17 protein-coding genes are annotated in these 19,186 nt (G+C 70.0%); 13 read left to right on the plus strand and 4 right to left on the minus strand.

Going from position 1 to position 19,186, the window contains the following annotated elements; genetic code table 11:
* The first annotated feature begins 138 nt into the window (after window positions 1-138).
* Both gabT and ACFVT5_RS29850 read left to right on the plus strand, forming a co-directional pair.
* Entirely contained in the window at window positions 139-1,473 is a 1,335-nt protein-coding gene (gabT, locus tag ACFVT5_RS29845; protein WP_389894359.1) for a 4-aminobutyrate--2-oxoglutarate transaminase, read from the plus strand.
* A 331-nt stretch (window positions 1,474-1,804) separates the two neighbouring features.
* Window positions 1,805-2,560 carry a phosphatase PAP2 family protein gene (locus tag ACFVT5_RS29850; RefSeq protein WP_389894361.1) on the plus strand — a complete coding sequence of 252 codons (756 nt, stop codon included), beginning with the start codon at window positions 1,805-1,807 and terminating at the stop codon, window positions 2,558-2,560.
* Here the strand turns inward: ACFVT5_RS29850 and ACFVT5_RS29855 are convergent.
* The gene (locus tag ACFVT5_RS29855; RefSeq protein ID WP_389894363.1) at window positions 2,523-3,074 is read right to left on the minus strand and encodes a YcxB family protein; all 552 of its coding nucleotides are present in this window, start codon (window positions 3,072-3,074) and stop codon (window positions 2,523-2,525) included. The genes ACFVT5_RS29850 and ACFVT5_RS29855 overlap by 38 nt on opposite strands.
* Before the next feature lie 191 nt (window positions 3,075-3,265).
* On the opposite strand from ACFVT5_RS29855, the gene ACFVT5_RS29860 reads away from it, so the two are divergent.
* The 8 genes from ACFVT5_RS29860 (at window position 3,266) to ACFVT5_RS29895 (ending at window position 14,744) form a co-directional block, all read left to right on the plus strand.
* Window positions 3,266-5,215 (plus strand): acyl-CoA dehydrogenase family protein, encoded by a 1,950-nt coding sequence (locus tag ACFVT5_RS29860; RefSeq protein ID WP_389894365.1) that lies wholly within the window; start codon window positions 3,266-3,268, stop codon window positions 5,213-5,215.
* Between the two features lie 100 nt (window positions 5,216-5,315).
* Entirely contained in the window at window positions 5,316-6,578 is a 1,263-nt protein-coding gene (dxr, locus tag ACFVT5_RS29865) for a 1-deoxy-D-xylulose-5-phosphate reductoisomerase (RefSeq protein WP_389894367.1), read from the plus strand.
* A complete protein-coding gene (locus ACFVT5_RS29870) occupies window positions 6,575-7,876 on the plus strand; it encodes a M50 family metallopeptidase (RefSeq protein WP_389894369.1) in 1,302 nt (433 codons plus the stop codon). The genes dxr and ACFVT5_RS29870 overlap by 4 nt, the downstream gene beginning before the upstream one ends.
* A gap of 164 nt (window positions 7,877-8,040) precedes the next feature.
* Complete coding sequence (gene ispG, locus ACFVT5_RS29875) at window positions 8,041-9,198, plus strand: flavodoxin-dependent (E)-4-hydroxy-3-methylbut-2-enyl-diphosphate synthase (protein ID WP_389894371.1); 1,158 nt, start codon at window positions 8,041-8,043, stop codon at window positions 9,196-9,198.
* Between the two features lie 286 nt (window positions 9,199-9,484).
* Window positions 9,485-11,344, plus strand: a complete 1,860-nt coding sequence (locus tag ACFVT5_RS29880; protein WP_389894373.1) for an alpha-L-fucosidase — start codon at window positions 9,485-9,487, stop codon at window positions 11,342-11,344.
* 126 nt (window positions 11,345-11,470) lie between these two features.
* Window positions 11,471-12,319, plus strand: a complete 849-nt coding sequence (locus ACFVT5_RS29885) for a GNAT family N-acetyltransferase (RefSeq protein WP_389894375.1) — start codon at window positions 11,471-11,473, stop codon at window positions 12,317-12,319.
* A 70-nt stretch (window positions 12,320-12,389) separates the two neighbouring features.
* The gene (locus ACFVT5_RS29890) at window positions 12,390-12,977 is read left to right on the plus strand and encodes a GNAT family N-acetyltransferase (protein ID WP_389894377.1); all 588 of its coding nucleotides are present in this window, start codon (window positions 12,390-12,392) and stop codon (window positions 12,975-12,977) included.
* A gap of 72 nt (window positions 12,978-13,049) precedes the next feature.
* Window positions 13,050-14,744 (plus strand): proline--tRNA ligase, encoded by a 1,695-nt coding sequence (locus ACFVT5_RS29895; protein ID WP_389894379.1) that lies wholly within the window; start codon window positions 13,050-13,052, stop codon window positions 14,742-14,744.
* A gap of 65 nt (window positions 14,745-14,809) precedes the next feature.
* On the opposite strand, the gene ACFVT5_RS29900 is transcribed toward ACFVT5_RS29895, so the two are convergent.
* Genes ACFVT5_RS29900 through ACFVT5_RS29910 form a run of 3 tightly spaced genes read right to left on the minus strand, consistent with a single transcriptional unit; the run spans window position 14,810 to window position 16,867 of the window.
* Window positions 14,810-15,742, minus strand: coding sequence for an aminoglycoside phosphotransferase family protein (locus tag ACFVT5_RS29900; protein WP_389894381.1), 933 nt, complete (start codon window positions 15,740-15,742; stop codon window positions 14,810-14,812).
* 43 nt (window positions 15,743-15,785) lie between these two features.
* The gene (locus ACFVT5_RS29905) at window positions 15,786-16,298 is read right to left on the minus strand and encodes a ferritin-like domain-containing protein (RefSeq protein WP_389894466.1); all 513 of its coding nucleotides are present in this window, start codon (window positions 16,296-16,298) and stop codon (window positions 15,786-15,788) included.
* Between the two features lie 5 nt (window positions 16,299-16,303).
* On the minus strand, window positions 16,304-16,867 hold the full coding sequence (locus tag ACFVT5_RS29910) for a hypothetical protein (protein WP_389894383.1): 564 nt from the start codon (window positions 16,865-16,867) through the stop codon (window positions 16,304-16,306).
* 227 nt (window positions 16,868-17,094) lie between these two features.
* On the opposite strand from ACFVT5_RS29910, the gene rimP reads away from it, so the two are divergent.
* From rimP to ACFVT5_RS29925, 3 genes are all read left to right on the plus strand, one after another.
* The gene (gene rimP / locus ACFVT5_RS29915; protein ID WP_389894385.1) at window positions 17,095-17,628 is read left to right on the plus strand and encodes a ribosome maturation factor RimP; all 534 of its coding nucleotides are present in this window, start codon (window positions 17,095-17,097) and stop codon (window positions 17,626-17,628) included.
* 2 nt (window positions 17,629-17,630) lie between these two features.
* Window positions 17,631-18,623, plus strand: a complete 993-nt coding sequence (gene nusA / locus ACFVT5_RS29920) for a transcription termination factor NusA (protein WP_389894387.1) — start codon at window positions 17,631-17,633, stop codon at window positions 18,621-18,623.
* Window positions 18,624-18,753: 130 nt separating this feature from the next.
* Window positions 18,754-19,029, plus strand: a complete 276-nt coding sequence (locus ACFVT5_RS29925) for a YlxR family protein (RefSeq protein ID WP_389894389.1) — start codon at window positions 18,754-18,756, stop codon at window positions 19,027-19,029.
* Window positions 19,030-19,186: the final 157 nt, after the last annotated feature.

Genomic DNA, 19,186 nt, shown 5'->3' on the forward strand with positions numbered 1-19,186 from the left:
TATGTCCATGACGGACAACCTTCCGCACGAACAACTCCCTCATGGAGCATGCCCAGTCCTTGGGCCCGGCCCTAGCCTGCGGAAGAAAGCTGTGAAATCACCCCGACCCGCGTCCGCACCACCCCCCAGGAGCCCGACATGACCGCACTTCCGCAGGAGCGCCGCGTCGTCACCGCCATCCCCGGCCCCAAGTCGCAGGAGTTGCAGGCCCGACGCGTCGCCGCGGTCGCGGCGGGGGTCGGCTCCGTGCTCCCCGTCTTCACCGCCCGCGCGGACGGCGGCATCATCGAGGACGTCGACGGGAACCGGCTGATCGACTTCGGTTCCGGTATCGCCGTGACCAGCGTCGGCGCGTCCGCCGAAGCCGTCGTACGCCGTGCGTCCGCGCAGCTCGCCGACTTCACGCACACCTGTTTCATGGTCACGCCGTACGAGGGGTACGTGGCCGTCGCCGAGGCGCTCGCGGAGCTGACGCCGGGTGACCACGCCAAGAAGTCGGCGCTGTTCAACTCGGGCGCCGAGGCCGTCGAGAACGCCGTGAAGATCGCCCGCGCCTACACCAAGCGGCAGGCCGTCGTCGTCTTCGACCACGGGTACCACGGCCGGACCAACCTGACGATGGCACTGACGGCGAAGAACATGCCGTACAAGAACGGCTTCGGCCCGTTCGCGCCCGAGGTCTACCGGGTGCCCGTGGCCTACGCGTACCGCTGGCTGACCGGTCCCGAGAACGCGGGTGCTGAGGCGTCCGCGCAGGCCATCGACATGATCAGCAAGCAGATCGGCGCGGACAACGTGGCCGCGGTCATCATCGAGCCGGTGCTCGGCGAGGGCGGTTTCATCGAGCCGGCGAAGGGCTTCCTGCCCGCGATCCGGCAGTTCGCCGCCGACCACGGCATCGTGTTCGTCGCGGACGAGATCCAGTCCGGTTTCTGCCGTACGGGCCAGTGGTTCGCGTGCGAGGACGAGGGCATCGTGCCGGATCTGATCACCACGGCCAAGGGCATCGCGGGCGGTCTGCCGCTGGCGGCGGTGACCGGCCGCGCGGAGATCATGGACGCGGCACACGCGGGCGGTCTCGGCGGCACCTACGGCGGTAACCCGGTGGCCTGCGCGGGTGCGCTCGGCTCCATCGAGACCATGAAGGAGCTGGACCTCAACGCGCGGGCGCGACGGATCGGCGAGGTCATGAAGGCCCGGCTCGCGGCGATGCAGGAGAAGTTCGACATCGTCGGCGAGGTCCGCGGCCGGGGCGCGATGATCGCGATCGAGCTGGTGAAGGACCGGGCGACCAAGGAGCCGAACCCGGAGGCAACGGCGGCGCTCGCCAAGGCGTGCCACGCGGAGGGCCTGCTGGTCCTGACCTGTGGCACCTACGGCAATGTGCTCCGTTTCCTGCCTCCGCTGGTCATCGGCGAGGATCTGCTGAACGAGGGCCTGGACATCCTTGAGGGCGCGTTCTCGCAGCTCTGAGCGCTCTTCTGAGCCATGGGCCGCACCCATGGGGGCCAGAACCGCGCGCAGGGGACCCCGGTGCCGCACCCCATGCGGCCCCGGGAGCAGACGCTGTGAAGAACGTGTGCGAGGGCGATGGCGGGTGGCTCTTCCGGCTGTCGGTCCCTCATCCCCTGCCGTAGGTTTGGCGCAGATGAGAGAAACACCCCGCTCACAGGAGACTGTGGGCGACACCTGGACGTGGCCTCCCCAGCTGCGTTCGGGTCGTGCCTTCGCGCACACCCGCGGAGCATCCCGCTCCGGAATTCCTCACCGATCGGATGGCCGCCCGCCCCAAACCCCCCGGGGCGTGCGGCAAACCGATCAGTACGGCCGCTTCGGAACGCCCCCCCCTGTTCCGGGGCGGCCGTCGGCGTTCCCCGGCTCACTCGCTGTTCTCCTCGCCGCGCTCTTCACGGTCGTCACCTGGCAGGTGGCGGTCGGCGGCCCGCTGGCCCGCGCGGACGAGCGCTGGAGCCGCGCGGCCCTCGCGGGCCGGCTCCCCGAAGGTGTCGCCGAACTCCTCGCCGATCTCGGCAGCGTCGCCGTCGCCGTACCGGTCCTCGTGCTGGTCGCCGCATATGTGGCGTGGCGGGCGCGGGGTGCGGGCGTACCGCGCTGGTGGCGGCCGTCCGTGGCCGCGCTGGTGCCGATGGCGGCCGTGCCGCTGCTCGTGGTGCCGCTGAAGGAGCTGATCGCGCGCTCTGGCCCGCCGGTGATGGGCCCGGGAACGGGGTTCTATCCGTCGGGTCACACCGCGACGGCGACCGTGGCCTACGGCGCGGCGACCCTGCTCCTGCTGCCCTGGCTCGGCGGCGCCTACGCCCGCCGTGAACTGACGATCGCCTGCTGCGTCCTGAACCTCGGAGTGGGCCTCGGCCTGGTGCGCCGGGGCTACCACTGGCCGCTGGACGTGGTGGGCAGTTGGTGCCTGGGTGGACTGCTGGTGCTGGGACTGTGGTGGTTCCTCGGGTCCACCGGGTCCACCGGGTCCACCGGACGCGGCGGACGCGGCGGAGGACCCGCGCTCAGCGACGCTTCAGATTCCGGTCCAGGATCTCCCTGAGCCGGTCCACGTCCGCCGGGTCCTGGGCGCCGCGCTTCGGCAGCACCGCGACTCCCGCCGCGCGGTCGCCGCCCACCAGGGCGAAGACCCCGGGCGTTTCCAGGTACTCCCGGAACACCGTCCAGTCGAAGGCGAACGACCCCCGCTCGGCCGTGGTGACCGTGCCGCGTTCGTCGGCCACCATGCGGTGCTGCCCGTACGGCTCCACGACGCTGAACATCCGGCGGGCCATGGTGCGCAGCCCCCGTACGGTGCCCCAGGTCGCCGCGCCCACACCGAGCACCAGCGAGATGATCAACACGAGCGGCGAGGCATCGCTGAGGATCGTGTAGACGACCACGGCCACCCCCGCCACCAGCGGTGCCAGCAGCACCTGGGCCCGGCCCGCCGATGTCCGGCGGGCGCGCGCACGCAACGCCTCCTCGATGTCCGCGACCGTCGGCCGGTAGACGAACTCCACGGTCGCGCCGCCGTCCGGGTCCTGCTGCGAGAGATCCCCACCCCTGATGTCCATGAGGAGTGATCTTAGGGGGACGGCTGTGGGCCGAACGCCGCGCCAGGGCTGGCCCGGTGCGGGGGATTGGGGTAAATACGGAGGAGTAGAACCGGTCGGTAGCGCATCGGCCGAAAGCCCTGATCATCCGTGATGATCCCTGATCCTCACGGATTCCGTGTCCGACCGACTCGCGGCGAGGTGAGCCCCTCATGACCGCTCAGACCAATACCCCCACATCCCGACCTACCGTCACCGAGCGCGAAGCCCGTCAGGTGGCCGAGGCCGCGCGAGAACAGGACTGGCGCAGGCCCAGCTTCGCGAAGGAGCTGTTCCTCGGCCGGTTCCGCCTCGATCTGATCCACCCCCACCCGCTCCCCGCCGACGAGGACGTCCGCCGCGGCGAGAAGTTCCTCACGACACTCAAGGACTTCTGCGAGACGAAGATCGACGCCGCGCGGATCGAACGCGAGGCACAGATCCCCGACGAGACCCTCAAGGGCCTCATGGAACTCGGCGCCCTCGGCATGAAGATCGACCGCGAGTACGGCGGCCTCGGCCTCACCCAGGTCTACTACAACAAGGCACTCGCCCTCGTCGGCTCGGTCAGCCCCGCCATCGGCGCGCTGCTCTCGGCCCACCAGTCCATCGGCGTACCGCAGCCGCTGAAGCTCTTCGGCACCCAGGAACAGCGGGACACCTTCCTGCCGCGCTGCGCCCGCACCGACATCTCCGCGTTCCTGCTCACCGAGCCCGACGTCGGCTCCGACCCGGCACGCCTCGCCACCACCGCCGTACCCGACGGCGACGACTACGTCCTCGACGGGGTGAAGCTGTGGACCACCAACGGCGTCGTGGCCGATCTCCTCGTCGTCATGGCACGGGTGCCGAAGTCCGAAGGCCACAAGGGCGGCATCACCGCCTTCGTCGTGGAAGCGGACTCCGAGGGCATCACGGTCGAGAACCGCAACGCCTTCATGGGCCTGCGCGGCCTGGAGAACGGTGTCACTCGCTTCCACCAGGTCAGGGTTCCTGCCGCCCACCGCATCGGCCCCGAGGGCGCCGGCCTGAAGATCGCGTTGACCACCCTCAACACCGGCCGGCTCTCGCTGCCCGCGATGTGTGTCGGCGCCGGGAAGTGGTGTCTGAAGATCGCCCGCGAATGGGCGGGCGCCCGGGAGCAGTGGGGCAAGCCGGTCGCGTACCACGAGGCCGTCGGCGCCAAGATCTCCTTCATCGCGGCCACGACCTTCGCCCTGGAAGCGGTGGTCGACCTGTCCTCGCAGATGGCCGACGAGAACCGCAACGACATCCGCATCGAAGCCGCGCTCGCCAAGCTCTACGGCTCCGAGATGGGCTGTCTGATGGCCGACGAACTCGTCCAGATCCGGGGCGGACGCGGCTTCGAGACCGCCGAGTCGCTCGCGGCGCGCGGCGAGCGGGCGGTCCCCGCCGAACAACTCCTGCGCGATCTGCGGATCAACCGCATCTTCGAGGGCTCGACGGAGATCATGCATCTGCTGATCGCCCGCGAGGCCGTCGACGCGCACCTGTCGGTCGCCGGAGACCTCATCGACCCGGACAAGTCCCTCCAGGACAAGGCCAGGGCAGGCGCCAAAGCCGGCGGCTTCTATGCCCGCTGGCTGCCCAAACTGGTCGCCGGACCCGGCCAACTCCCGCGCTCCTACGCCGAGTTCCACCCCGCGGGACACACCGACCTGTCCACACATCTGCGGTACGTGGAGCGCTCCGCCCGTAAGCTCGCCCGCTCCACCTTCTACGCCATGTCCCGCTGGCAGGGCCGTATGGAGACCAAACAGGGCTTCCTCGGCCGGATCGTCGACATCGGCGCCGAACTCTTCGCGATGAGCGCCGCCTGTGTACGCGCCGAACGGCTCCGCACCTCCGACGACCACGGCCGCGAGGCGTACCAGCTCGCCGACGCCTTCTGCCGGCAGGCCCGGGTCCGCGCCGACGAACTCTTCGCCCGGCTGTGGACCAACACCGACGACCTGGACCGCAGGGTGGTCAAGGGCGTCATGAACGGTGCCTACACCTGGCTCGAAGAGGGCGTGGTCGACCCCAGCGGAGACGGCCCCTGGATCGCCGACGCCACTCCTGGCCCGACCGAGAAGGAGAACGTCCACCGTCCCGTCCACTGACGAGATCCGGCCCCCGTCCCGGCTCGGCGGCGCCCCCCTGACCCGAACGTGTTGGGGGCGCCCTGTCGGGGCGGGGGCCCGGTGCGGACACAATGGGGGGATGACCGACAGTCCTGCCCCACTCGCCGACCCGCATCTCGTCTTCGACCCCGTGGACGGACGCCGGGACATCGTCATCCTCGGCTCCACCGGGTCGATCGGCACCCAGGCCATCGACCTGGTGCTCCGCAACCCCGACCGCTTCCGGGTCACCGGTCTCTCCGCCGCCGGCGGACGCGTCGGGCTCCTCGCCGAGCAGGCGCACCGGCTGCGGGTCCGCACGGTCGGCGTCGCCCGCGAGGACGCCGCAGTGGCCCTGCGCGAGGCCCTGCGCGCGCTGTACGGGGCCGGGGAGCCGCTGCCCGAGATCCTCGCGGGACCCGACGCGGCCACCCAGCTCGCCGCGTCGGACGCGCACACCGTCCTCAACGGCATCACCGGATCCATCGGCCTCGCCCCCACCCTCGCCGCCCTGGAGGCGGGCCGTACTCTCGCGCTCGCCAACAAGGAGTCGCTGATCGTCGGCGGTCCGCTCGTCAAGGCACTGGCCAAGCCGGGGCAGATCATCCCCGTCGACTCCGAGCACGCGGCGCTCTTCCAGGCCCTCGCGAGCGGCACCCGCGCCGATGTACGGAAGCTGATCGTCACCGCGTCCGGCGGGCCCTTCCGCGGCCGGACCAAGGCTGAGCTGGCGGACGTCACGCCCGAGGCGGCGCTCGCCCATCCGACCTGGGCGATGGGACCGGTCATCACCATCAACTCGGCGACCCTCGTCAACAAGGGCCTGGAAGTCATCGAGGCACACCTTCTCTACGACATCCCGTTCGACCGGATCGAGGTGGTCGTGCACCCTCAGTCGTACGTCCACTCGATGGTCGAGTTCACCGACGGCTCCACGCTCGCCCAGGCCACCCCGCCCGACATGAGCGGGCCCATCGCCATCGGCATCGGCTGGCCCGAGCGGGTACCCGACGCGGCCCCCGCCTTCGACTGGACAAAGGCGTCGAGCTGGGAGTTCTTCCCCCTCGACACCGACGCGTTCCCGTCCGTCGGGCTCGCCCGGCACGTGGGGCAGCTCGCGGGAACAGCCCCGGCGGTGTTCAATGCCGCCAACGAGGAGTGCGTCGACGCGTTCCTGAACGGCGCGCTGCCGTTCAACGGCATCATGGAGACCGTCACCGAGGTCGTCGCCGAACACGGCACGCCGCGTACGGGAACCTCGCTCACCGTCGCGGACGTCCTCGAAGCGGAGACCTGGGCGCGCGCCCGGGCCCGTGAACTGACGGCGCACGCGACGGACAACACGGCGGAGGCTCGTGCATGACGACCCTGATGATGATCCTCGGCATAGTCGTCTTCGCGGTCGGGCTGCTGATCTCGATCGCCTGGCACGAGCTGGGGCATCTGTCGACGGCGAAGCTCTTCGGCATCCGCGTTCCGCAGTACATGGTCGGCTTCGGCCCGACGATCTGGTCGCGCAAGAAGGGCGACACGGAGTACGGCGTGAAGGCCATCCCGCTCGGCGGATACATCCGCATGATCGGGATGTTCCCGCCGGGCGCCGACGGCCGGATCGAGGCCCGCTCCACCTCGCCGTGGCGCGGCATGGTCGAGGACGCCAGGTCGGCGGCGTTCGAGGAACTGGAACCGGGCGACGAGAAGCGTCTCTTCTACACGCGCAAGCCGTGGAAGAGGGTCATCGTCATGTTCGCCGGGCCGTTCATGAACCTGATCCTGGCCGTCGCGATCTTCCTCGGCGTGATGATGACGTTCGGCGTGCAGACCCAGACCACCACGGTGAGCAAGGTCTCCGACTGCGTCATCCAGCAGAGCGAGAACCGCGCGAGCTGTAAGAAGAGCGACGAGGTCGCCCCAGCCAAGCAGGCCGGACTCAAGGGCGGCGACAAGATCGTCGCGTTCGACGGGCAGCCGGTCGACAACTGGTCCGCGCTCCAGTCCCGGATCCGCGACACCATCGGCCCGGCCACCGTCACGGTCGAGCGCGACGGCAAGCGCCTGGACCTGCACGCGACGCTCATCAAGAACCAGGTCAGCAAGACCGACGGCCAGGGCGGCTATGTCGAGGGCAAGTACGTGGACGCCGGATTCCTCGGCTTCACACCCGCCTCCGGCATCGTCCAGCAGTCCTTCGGCGACTCCGTGAACCGCATGGGCGACATGATGCAGAACGGCGTCGAGTCCCTGATAGCGCTGCCGTCGAAGATCCCCGCCCTGTGGGACGCGGCCTTCGGCGACGGTCCCCGCGAGGCGGACTCCCCGATGGGCGTGGTGGGCGCCGCCCGCGTCGGCGGTGAGGTGTTCACCCTGGACATCCCGCCGGAGAACCAGATCGCGATGATGCTGTTCCTCGTCGCGGGCTTCAACCTCTCGCTGTTCCTGTTCAACATGCTGCCGCTGCTCCCGCTCGACGGCGGGCACATCGCGGGCGCCCTCTGGGAGTCGCTGCGGCGGCACACGGCCCGTGTGTTCAAGCGGCCCGACCCGGGCCCGTTCGATGTCGCGAAGCTGATGCCCGTCGCCTATGTGGTCGCCGGGATCTTCATCTGCTTCACCATCCTGGTACTGATCGCCGACGTCGTTAACCCGGTCAGAATCTCCTGATCACGGATCATTCACGACGGCCGGACAGAATGTCTGTCCGGCCGTCCATCCATGCGGGGGACTCGGGGATGTGATGTCCGCCGTATCGCGCCGGTGCCGTAATCTCGGGGGTTGGAGCCCGCCGACGACGGGACCTTGATCCATACCTTGGGGTTGCACAGCAGATGACTGCGATTTCTCTCGGCATGCCGTCCGTACCGACGAAGCTCGCCGAGCGCCGGCACAGCCGGCAGATCCAGGTCGGCTCCGTGGCGGTGGGCGGGGACGCCCCCGTGTCGGTGCAGTCGATGACGACGACGCGTACGTCGGACATCGGGGCGACGTTGCAGCAGATCGCTGAGTTGACGGCGTCGGGTTGTCAGATCGTGCGGGTGGCGTGTCCGACGCAGGACGATGCGGACGCGTTGGCGACGATTGCGCGGAAGTCGCAGATTCCGGTGATCGCGGACATTCATTTCCAGCCGAAGTACGTGTTCGCGGCGATCGACGCGGGGTGCGCGGCGGTGCGGGTGAACCCGGGGAACATCAAGCAGTTCGACGACAAGGTCCGGGAGATCGCGAGGGCGGCGAACGACGCGGGTACGCCGATCCGTATCGGGGTGAACGCGGGTTCGCTGGACCGGCGGCTGCTCCAGAAGTACGGGAAGGCCACCCCGGAGGCGCTGGTGGAGTCGGCGCTGTGGGAGGCGTCGCTGTTCGAGGAGCACGGTTTCCGGGACATCAAGATCTCGGTGAAGCACAACGACCCGGTGGTCATGGTCAACGCCTACCGGCAGTTGGCCGCGCAGTGCGACTACCCGCTGCACCTCGGCGTGACGGAGGCCGGACCCGCCTTCCAGGGCACCATCAAGTCCGCGGTCGCCTTCGGTGCGCTGCTCAGTGAGGGCATCGGCGACACGATCCGTGTCTCGCTGTCCGCGCCGCCCGTCGAAGAGGTCAAGGTCGGCAACCAGATCCTGGAGTCCCTCAACCTCCGCCAGCGCGGCCTGGAGATCGTGTCCTGCCCGTCGTGCGGGCGTGCCCAGGTCGACGTCTACAAGCTGGCCGAAGAGGTCACGGCGGGCCTGACCGGCATGGAGGTCCCGCTCCGCGTCGCCGTGATGGGCTGTGTCGTCAACGGTCCCGGTGAGGCACGTGAGGCCGACCTCGGTGTGGCGTCGGGCAATGGCAAGGGGCAGATCTTCGTGAAGGGCGAGGTCATCAAGACGGTGCCCGAGTCGAAGATTGTGGAGACGCTCATCGAAGAGGCGATGAAGATCGCCGAGCAGATGGAGCAGGACGGCGTCGCGTCCGGCGAGCCCGAGGTCTCCGTCAGCGGCTGAGCCCGCCGCACCTCCTTCGTACCCTCAGTGGCTTGTGTGCCCCGTCCGCATCGCGCGGCGGGGCACCGTCATGTTCCGGTTCCCTTTCCGCGCACCTTCTTGACAGATCCGATGTCTCGCAGCACCTTGTTCGGGCATGTCGGCTGAGGAAAGCGCTCCCTACCCGTTGATGGCGGTTCACCGTCTTCGGATATGACGTCCAGCGCAGCCATTCATCGGATGACCAGGGAGGGTCCGTCCAGGCCGGCATCGACGCCGTCCACGTCAACGGAACCGAGGTGACCGCGTGACCCGCACCTCCCGCACCGGAACCACCCCCACCGGAACCGCTCGTACGTCCCGTGCCACCCGTACCTTCCGCAAGGGCCCCTTGTGGGCCGCCGTCCTCGCCCTCATCGCCGGGCTCCTCCTGGCCGTCACACCCGCGGCGCAGGCGCACGACCCCGGCCCCGGTCCCGCGCCCGCCGTCCCGCCCCGCCAGTCGATGCTCCGTGGCGCCACCGCCGGACTGTTCCTGCACTGGGGCATGTTCACGGCGCCCAAGCACTACACCTGCGAGTCCTGGGAGAAGGCCGTCACCGACAGCGGCTGGACCCCGGACTACTGGGTCGACGAGGCGAGGAAACTCAAGGCGAGCTACCTCGTTCTGGCGACCTTCCACTCCCGCCTCGGCTACGCACGCCCCTGGCCCTCCACCATCCCCGGCTCCTGCTCCACCGAGCGGGACCTCCTCGGCGAACTCGTGGACGCGGCCGAGGCCAAGGGCCTCAAGACCATCCTGTACATGACCGACGACCCCCAATGGCACGCCGAACAGGGCATCGAGACCCTCGACTCGGCCGCCTACTCCGCCTACAAGGGCAAGGACGTCGACCTCACCACCCGCGACGGCTTCGGCGAATTCTCGTACGAGAACTTCTTCGAGGTCATGCGCAACTACCCGAAGCTGGCGGGCTTCTGGATCGACAACGACAACGCGTACTGGGAACAGCACCGGCTCTACGAACAGATCCGTGAACTGCGCCCCGACATGACGCTGAGCAACAACAACGAGGACACCCCGATCATGGACATGGTGTCCCACGAGCAGAAGACGGGCATGACCCCGCCCTACGACCAGCCCGCCGCGATCTGGACCCCGATGCCCCGGCTCACCGAGTCCTGCTACAAGGTCCCCGACACCGGCTCCTGGTGGTACGACGGCCAGGACCGGCCGGTCAGCACCGGACTCAACGTCGGCCGCTATGTCGCCAACGCCGGCACCTCGATCCGGTCCCTGATGGACCTGACGGCCATGGGCGACGGCAAATTCCCCCCGAAACAGCAGGCGTTCACCGACTTCATGCGGGACTATCTGCCACCCATCTGGGAATCCCTGCACGGAGTCGACGGCGGCGGATACATGTACGGAGGCATGCAGCCCGGTGCCTGGAGCGACGGCGCCTACGGCTATGTCACCGTCAGCCGGACCCGCCCCACCACCCAGTACCTGCACGTGACCACCAAGCCCACCACCGGTGACCGGATACGCCTCCGGGACAACGGCTACCGCGTCCAACGCGTCACCGATCTGCGCACCGGGAAGCGGTTCCCCTTCGACCAGCGCGACGGCACGCTCACCGTCCGGTCGGTGACCGACTGGGACCCGTACGACACCGTCCTGAAGGTCGAGACCCGGCCGCACCGCGAAGGCGTCCACCCCACCGGCTCCGTCAACGCGAGCGAACCCGCCCTCACCGACGGCGACTTCACCACCTACTGGGACAACGAGGGAGCGCTTCCCGCCTCGCTCACCCTCGACCTCGGGCGCGTGCAGCAGGCCGCCTACCTCGGCATCAACCAGCGCGAGTGGTCGCCCACGTACAACAGGGAGACCTTCGGGCGCCTGGAGGACTCCGCCCGCATCAAGGACTACACCGTCTCCGTGAGCAATGACGGCACCACCTGGCGGCAGGTGAAGGCCGGAGTCCTGGAGAGCGCGCGGGGTATCCGCTTCATCGACCTCGGGAACAGCGGTGTCCGCGCCCGATACCTCCGGCTCGACGTCGCCACCACCTGGTCCGCGCCCACCGTGCCCCGCTACTACCGCCAACTCCAGATCGACGAGATCCAGGTCGGACACGGCTACCCGAGGACCCGCGACTGACCCCTCACCCGCGCTCCCCTCGCCGGCGGTGCGCCGCCCGGTGGCTCAGGTCACCGGGCGGCGTCCCACAACCTCGCCAGGTACAGTGCGGAGACCAGCAGACCGTATGGTGAGGCCCCCGCGAACGTGTTGACTCAGACCACCACCAGGGTCCTCGAACCGAGTGACCTCGACGCAGCGCTCGCCGTGCTCGACCGCGAGCCGGTGGCCAACGCCTTTGTCATGTCGCGCGTCCAGCTCGCCGGGCTCGACCCCTGGCGCCTCGGCGGCGAGATGTGGGGCTGGTACGAGGACGGCATGCTGGAGTCCCTCTGCTACGCGGGCGCCAACCTCGTCCCCCTGTGCGCCACCCCGCGCGCGGTGCGCGGCTTCGCCGACCGGGCCCGCCGGGCGGGCCGCCGCTGCTCCTCGATCGTCGGCCCCGCCGAACCCACCGCCCTGCTCTGGCGGCTCCTCGAACCGAGCTGGGGCCCCGCGCGCGAAGTACGCGCCCACCAGCCCCTGATGGTCACCGACCGGCTCCCCGACGACATCGCCCCGGATCCGTACGTCCGCCGCATCCGCAAGGACGAGATGGAGACGATCATGCCCGCGTGCGTGGCCATGTTCACCGAGGAGGTCGGTGTCTCCCCGCTCGCCGGTGACGGCGGTCTGCTCTACCAGGCCCGGGTCGCGGAACTCGTGGGCGCCGGGCGTTCGTTCGCCCGCGTCGACCAGGACGGCAAGGTCGTCTTCAAGGCGGAGATCGGCGCCGCGACCTCGCAGGCGTGCCAGATCCAGGGCGTGTGGGTCGCCCCCGAGTACCGGGGCCAGGGCCTCGCGGCACCCGGCATGGTGGCCGTCCTGCGCTACGCGCTCGCCGATGTCGCACCCGTCGCCAGCCTCTACGTCAACGACTTCAACACGGCGGCACGCTCCGCGTACCGGCGCGTGGGGTTCCAGGAGGTCGGGGCCTTCATGAGCGTCCTGTTCTGACCCGCCCGTACCACGGGGCACGCCCGTGCGGCCCGCCCCGCCGTACCGCCACCGAGGTAGTCTCCCCGGCATGCTGCGCTTTCCCGGGTCCGGCTCCCGCACCCCCGACGACGACGTCTTCCTCGGGCCGCTGGACCTCGCGGCACGCGTCGACGAGGCACTGACCGTGCAGGCACACGCCTTCGGACTCAGCGACGACGAGATCAGCGTGCGGCGCCAGATCGTGCTGCGGCACATCACCTACCCCGGTGCCCGCGCGCTCGGCGCCACCCGCGCGGACGGCCGGCTCGTCGGGTTCGTCTACGGCATGCCCAACGACCGCGCCCACTGGTGGTCCACCGTCGTCCAGCCCTATCTGCGGACGCAGGGGTACGACGGATGGCTCGACGACTCCTTCGTGATCACGGAACTCCATGTCCACCCCGGCTACCAGAACCGGGGCATCGGACGCGGCCTGATCACCACCCTCACCGACGCCGCCGCCCAGCCCCGCTCGATCCTCTCGGCCATCGACACCGAGAGCCCGGCCCGCGCCCTGTACCGCTCCCTGGGCTACCGCGACCTGGCCCGCCAGGTCCTGTTCCCGAGCGCCCCGAAACCGTACGCCGTCATGGGCGCACCGCTTCCCCTGCTGCGCCGCCAGGAGCCGTACGGGTAACAACCGATTTCCTCGGGCCCGGCGGCCCCGGCTAACCTCCTGCCCATCACCCTTTCGCAGCAGGAGTTCACCATGGCCCAGGTCCAGCGCATGTCCCGCTTGATGATCAAGACGCTGCGCGACGACCCGGCGGACGCCGAGACGCTCAGCCACAAGCTGCTGGTCCGCGCCGGTTACGTACGCCGCAACGCGGCCGGTATCTGGACCTGGCTGCCGCTCGGCAAGAAGGTCCTCGACAACATCTCGCGCGTCGTCCGCGAGGAGATGGACGCCATCGGCGCCCAGGAGGTCCTGCTCCCCGCCCTGCTGCCCAAGGAGCCGTACGAGGCGTCCGCGCGCTGGGAGGAGTACGGCGACCTGCTCTTCCGCCTCAAGGACCGCAAGGGCGGCGAGTATCTGCTCGGCCCGACGCACGAGGAGATCTTCACCCTCGTCGTCAAGGACCAGGTCGCGTCCTACAAGGACCTGCCCGTCATGCTCTACCAGATCCAGACCAAGTACCGCGACGAGGCCCGCCCCCGGTCCGGAGTGCTGCGCGGACGCGAGTTCCAGATGAAGGACTCGTACTCCTTCGACACCACCGACGAGGGCCTCGCCGAGGCGTACGGGCTGCACCGCGAGGCGTACCAGAAGATCTTCGCGCGCCTCGGCCTCGACTACCGCATCGTCTCCGCCGTCTCCGGCGCGATGGGCGGTTCGGCGTCCGAGGAGTTCCTCGCGCCCGCCGCCGCCGGTGAGGACACCTTCGTGGACTGTCCCGCCTGCGACTACGCCGCCAACACGGAGGCCGTCACCTTCCCGCTCAAGCCGGTCGACGGCGCCGCGCACGGGCCCGTCGAGGAGCTGGACACCCCCGACACACCGACCATCGAGTCCCTCGCCGAGCACCTGGGCGTCCCCGCGTCGGCCACCCTCAAGAACCTCCTCGTCAAGGTCGACGGCGAGATCGTCGCCGTCGGTGTCCCCGGTGACCGCGAGGTCGACCTCGGCAAGCTCGGCGAGCACCTGGCCCCCGCCGTCGTCGAACTGGTCACCGCCGAGGACTTCGAGGGCCGCGACGACCTGGTACGCGGCTACGTCGGCCCCCAGGGTCTGGAGAAGGTCCGCTACATCGCCGACCCGCGCATCGCCCCCGGCACCTCCTGGATCACCGGCGCCAACAAGAAGGACACCCACGCGCGCGACGTGGTGTGCGGCCGGGACTTCGAGGTCGACGACTACCTGGACGTCGTCGTGGTCGAGCAGGGCGACCCCTGCCCCGCCTGCGGCACCGGTCTCAAGCTGGACCGCGCCATCGAGATCGGCCATATCTTCCAGCTCGGCCGCAAATACGCGGACACCTTCCAGCTCGACGTCCTCGGCCAGCAGGGCAAGCCGGTCCGCGTGACCATGGGTTCCTACGGCATCGGAGTCTCGCGCGCCGTCGCGGCCCTCGCCGAGCAGACCGCGGACGACCAGGGACTGTGCTGGCCCCGGGAGATCGCACCCGCCGACGTCCACGTGGTCGCCGCCGGCAAGGCCCTCCAGACGGAACTCGCCCTGGACATCGCCGAACGCCTCGCCGCCGCGGGCGTACGGGTCCTTGTCGACGACCGCGCCGGAGTCTCCCCGGGCGTCAAGTTCACGGACGCGGAACTGATCGGAGTCCCCACCATCCTGATCGCGGGCCGCCGCTCAGCGGAACAGATCCTGGAACTGAAGGACCGCAGGACGGGAACCCGAGAAGAACTGACGGCAGAAGAGGCCATCACCAGGCTGACCGTCTAACCTTCCCACCCCACGTGCCGGGCGCCCCGAAAGGCAAGGTCAGCCCGGCACGGGGGTGCGGGAGGTCACAGCCACCCCGAGAACTCCAACAAAAGCTCCGCATCCCGCGAACGCCCCACGCGAAGTGCCCGTACACCGGACTCCACGGCCCGAAACAGCGCCCACCCCCGCACCCGCTCCTGATCAAGATCCAACGACTCCGCGAGCCGCTTCACCCGCCGCCGAGTGATCGAGGCCCCCGACGGCGAAGCGATCACATCCTCGACCCGGTCCCGCACCAACCGCGCCAGATCGAAGGCGCACTCACCCACCACCGGATCAGGCCCCACGGCCAGCCAGGGAAACCGCTCCCCGGCCAACACCTTGCTCTGCCGAAACGTCCCGTGCAGCAACCTCAGCTCAGACGGGGCGGCCAACAGTTCGTCCCGCGCCACGAGCGCCGCATCGACCAGCCCCCGAACCTCCGCGTCGGCGGACCCCCGCATCGCCTCGGCCTGCCGCCCGGTACGGTCCGCCACGCTCTCGAAGGCATGGACGCGCTCGTCGGGCGGCTCCACCCACAGCCGCCGCAGCGTCCCGGCCGCCTCCAGCATCGACTTCGCCTCCGGCAGCGACCGCACCGAGACATCGGGGTGCAGCCGTTCCAGCAGGAGCACACCGGGGGAGCCGTCGTCGTCCGGCAGCAACCGCACCGCACCGGCGCCGTTCCAGTGCGCGAGGGCCGCGCGCTCGCTCTCCGGGCGGCACCGGGCCGGCGCCAGTTTCAGTACGGCCGGGGTGCCGTCCGCGCGCCGCACCAGCACCACGACACTGCTGCGGCCCCCGGGCACATGCACCCGCTCGACGGTCAGCCCGCCCCGCTCGACGGCCTCTTCGACGCTCTTGCCGAGCGAATCCAGCCACGCACGTGTGCCGTCCGCGTCGGCGGAGCCGTCGTTGAGTGTGTACCGCGCCTCGCCGAGTGCCCTTGTGAGGCGCTCCGGCGGTTCGAAAGCCATGAGTGCGTGCGGTCCTTCCGGGCGGCACAGCGGTACGGCCGTGCTACGTCTGTGGGGTCGTCGTCGCCTCAGGGTCCGGGGTGCCGGCCCGCTCGGCGAGACCAGGGAAGGCTACGCTGCCGCCCCGCCAGCGCACCGCCCGCACCGCCGCGTCCCGCAGGGCGTCCGCCGCCGCCCGCCGCCGCTCACCCCCGGACGCCCGCACCAGATCCGCGTACACCCCGGCGATCCGCTCCTCCAGATCCGCGGCGAGCCGGGCCGCCGCCGCCGCGTCCGGTACCGGGAACGGCAGCGCGTACGCCGCCGCCGACGGCTCCGGCCGGCCGCCCAAGTCCCGTACCGCGCGGGAGAGTTCGTCGCGCCGGGCGCGATGGGCGTCGTAGGCCGAGCGGGCGTCGTCCGACCGGCCCTCGCGGATCCGGCCACCGACGACGCCGTAGCCGTAGACCGCCGCGTGCTCCGCCGCGAGCGCCGCCTGGACGGCCTTCAGCTCCGCCTTCTTCGCCTTGTCGCCGTCCGTACTCGTCCCCGGGGTCTTCGTCGCGGTCCGCGTCACGTCCGTCACTTGTCGTCCTCCGTCAGCAGATACGCGTGCGCGGCGCCCGCCGCCGCCACCGACGCCAGCAGTCGCGCGTCCTCACCCGGCAGTTCCAGCGACTGCGTCACCCGCCGGTCGGCCGTCTCGCGCTCCGCGGTCGCCAGCCACGACAGCGCTTTGCGCGGATCGGCCGGCACGGAAGCAGCGGACGGCGAAGGGGAAGGGGACGCGGTCGCGGCCGTCAAGGACACCGGTGACGCGGACCCTCGGGGATCCCGTTGCTTCTTCGGCTCCTCGTGCCCGAACGCCTCCGCGTGCCGCGCGACCTCGGCCCGTAGCGGAGCCAGCCGGTCCGCGAGTCCGGGATGCGCCGCGAGCACCGCGTCGTACCGCTCGGCCAGCGCGACGCTGTCCCGGGCCGCACGCGCGCGGGCCCGTGCCAGGGCCGAGGGGCGGCCCGGTCCGCCGTCCGGCGACTCGTCCTCCGAGCAGCCCGTGAGCAGCACGGCCCCGGCGCCCGCGACCCCCGCGAGCAGACTCCTACGGCGCGGCCCGGACCGGGAGCGCGACGGCATGGTGAACGACACGGCAGACGTCCTCTGGGACTCGCGAAGGGGTGACGGAAGGGAAAGCGGAGGGAAAGCGAAGGCAAAACAGAGGGAGTGCGCAAGGGCGTGCGGAAGAGTGATTCGGCGTTGATCACGGTACCCGGGAGGTCCCGGTCGGTGGACGGCAACACCCTCCGCGACCGGATACCCTTTGACCTGACACAGGACCTTCCCACAACAGCACACGCGGCCGAGGAGTCACCCGGATGAGCACCACCCAGAGCGAGAGGCTGCGGGAACTACTGGAACCGCTCGTCAGCTCCCAGGCCCTGGATCTCGAAGAGATCACAGTGACCCCGGCCGGCAAGCGACGTGTGCTGCGCATCGTGGTGGACTCCGACGAGGGCGTGCTGCTGGACACCTGTGCCGAACTGAGCCGTGAGATCTCCGACCGGCTCGACGCGAGCGACGCCATGGGCTCCGGTGAGTACGTCCTCGAAGTGACGTCCCCAGGCGCCGACCGCCCGCTCACCGAACACCGGCACTATGTGCGCGCGGTGGGCCGCCTGGTCAAGTTCCAGCTCCACGACGGCGGTGAACTCGTCGCGCGCGTGCTCACGGTCGACGACGACGGGCTCGACCTCGAAGTGCCCGGTGTCAAGGGCCGCAGACCCACATCGCGCCGGCTCGACTTCGACGCGGTCGCCAAGGCGCGCGTGGAGATCGAGTTCAGCCGCAAGCACGACCAGAACGACACGAACGACCAGAACGACGAGAACGAAGAGGCAGAGGAGGCGTAGCCGTGGACATCGACATGAGTGCCCTGCGGGGCCTGGTGCGGGAGAAGGAGATCTCCTTCGACCTGCTGGTCGAGGCGATCGAGTCGGCCCTCCTCATCGCGTACCACCGCACCGAGGGAAGCCGCCGGCACGCGCGCGTGCGACTCGACCGCGAGACCGGTCATGTGACCGTCTGGGCGAAGGAGGACCCCGCCGAGCTGGAGGAGGGCCAGGAGGCCCGCGAGTTCGACGACACCCCCTCCGGGTTCGGACGGATCGCCGCGACGACCGCCAAGCAGGTCATCCTCCAGCGGCTGCGCGACGCCGAGGACGACGCGACCCTCGGCGAGTACGCGGGCCGTGAGGGCGACATCGTCACGGGCGTCGTCCAGCAGGGCCGCGACCCGAAGAACGTCCTGGTGGACATCGGCAAGCTCGAAGCGATCCTGCCCGTGCAGGAACAGGTGCCCGGCGAGGACTACCAGCACGGCATGCGGCTGCGGTCGTACGTCGTCCGGGTGGCGAAGGGCGTACGCGGCCCGTCCGTGACCCTGTCGCGCACCCATCCGAACCTGGTGAAGAAGCTCTTCGCCCTGGAGGTCCCGGAGATCGCCGACGGTTCCGTCGAGATCGCCGCCATCGCGCGCGAGGCGGGCCACCGCACCAAGATCGCCGTACGGTCGACGCGGTCCGGGCTCAACGCCAAGGGCGCCTGTATCGGCCCCATGGGCGGCCGGGTCCGCAATGTGATGGCCGAGCTGAACGGCGAGAAGATCGACATCGTCGACTGGTCGGACGACCCCGCCGAGATGGTCGCCAACGCGCTCTCGCCGGCCCGGGTCTCCCGCGTCGACGTCGTGGACCTCGCGGCCCGCTCCGCGCGCGTGACGGTGCCCGACTACCAGCTGTCGCTCGCCATCGGCAAGGAGGGCCAGAACGCCCGCCTCGCCGCCCGCCTCACCGGCTGGCGCATCGACATCCGCCCGGACACCGAGCAGCCGGAAGACCAGGGCTGACGACCCGCGGATCCCGCGCCGGGGCACATGTCCCGGCCGCGATCCGTCGAGATCACGACAGTATGGGACCGGCAAGTGTTCGAACCTTGCCCCAAAGGGGTGAGGTCCGTACGGGGAGGTAGACTAAAGCGTGTCTGGCCGGACGCACACCCGGGTGTGCCCTGAGCGAACCTGTGTGGGTTGCCGGGAGCGAGCGGCCAAGAGCGATCTGCTGCGGATCGTACGGATCGAGGACGCGTGCGTCCCTGATCTTCGCGGTACGCTGCCCGGCCGGGGTGCATACGTTCACCCCGTCCCGGTCTGTCTCGACCAGGCGGTGCGCCGTCGGGCTTTCACCAGGGCTTTCCGCGCCCGGGGACAGCTCGACACGGAAGCGCTGCGCCAGGCCGTCCAGGACAGTTGCTGACGCAGGCAACACCAAGGCAACACCGAAAGACGTGCCGTACGGAACCCCCGTGCGGTTCTGGTACCTCGCGAGTCGGAAGTAGGTCGAGATTGCGATGAGCACTCGATGAGTACGCGATGAGTACGCCCATGAAGTAGCGACGGTCCGGCGTAACCCG

The sequence above is a fragment of the Streptomyces sp. NPDC058001 genome, assembly GCF_042886315.1.
Classification (GTDB): Bacteria; Actinomycetota; Actinomycetes; order Streptomycetales; family Streptomycetaceae; genus Streptomyces.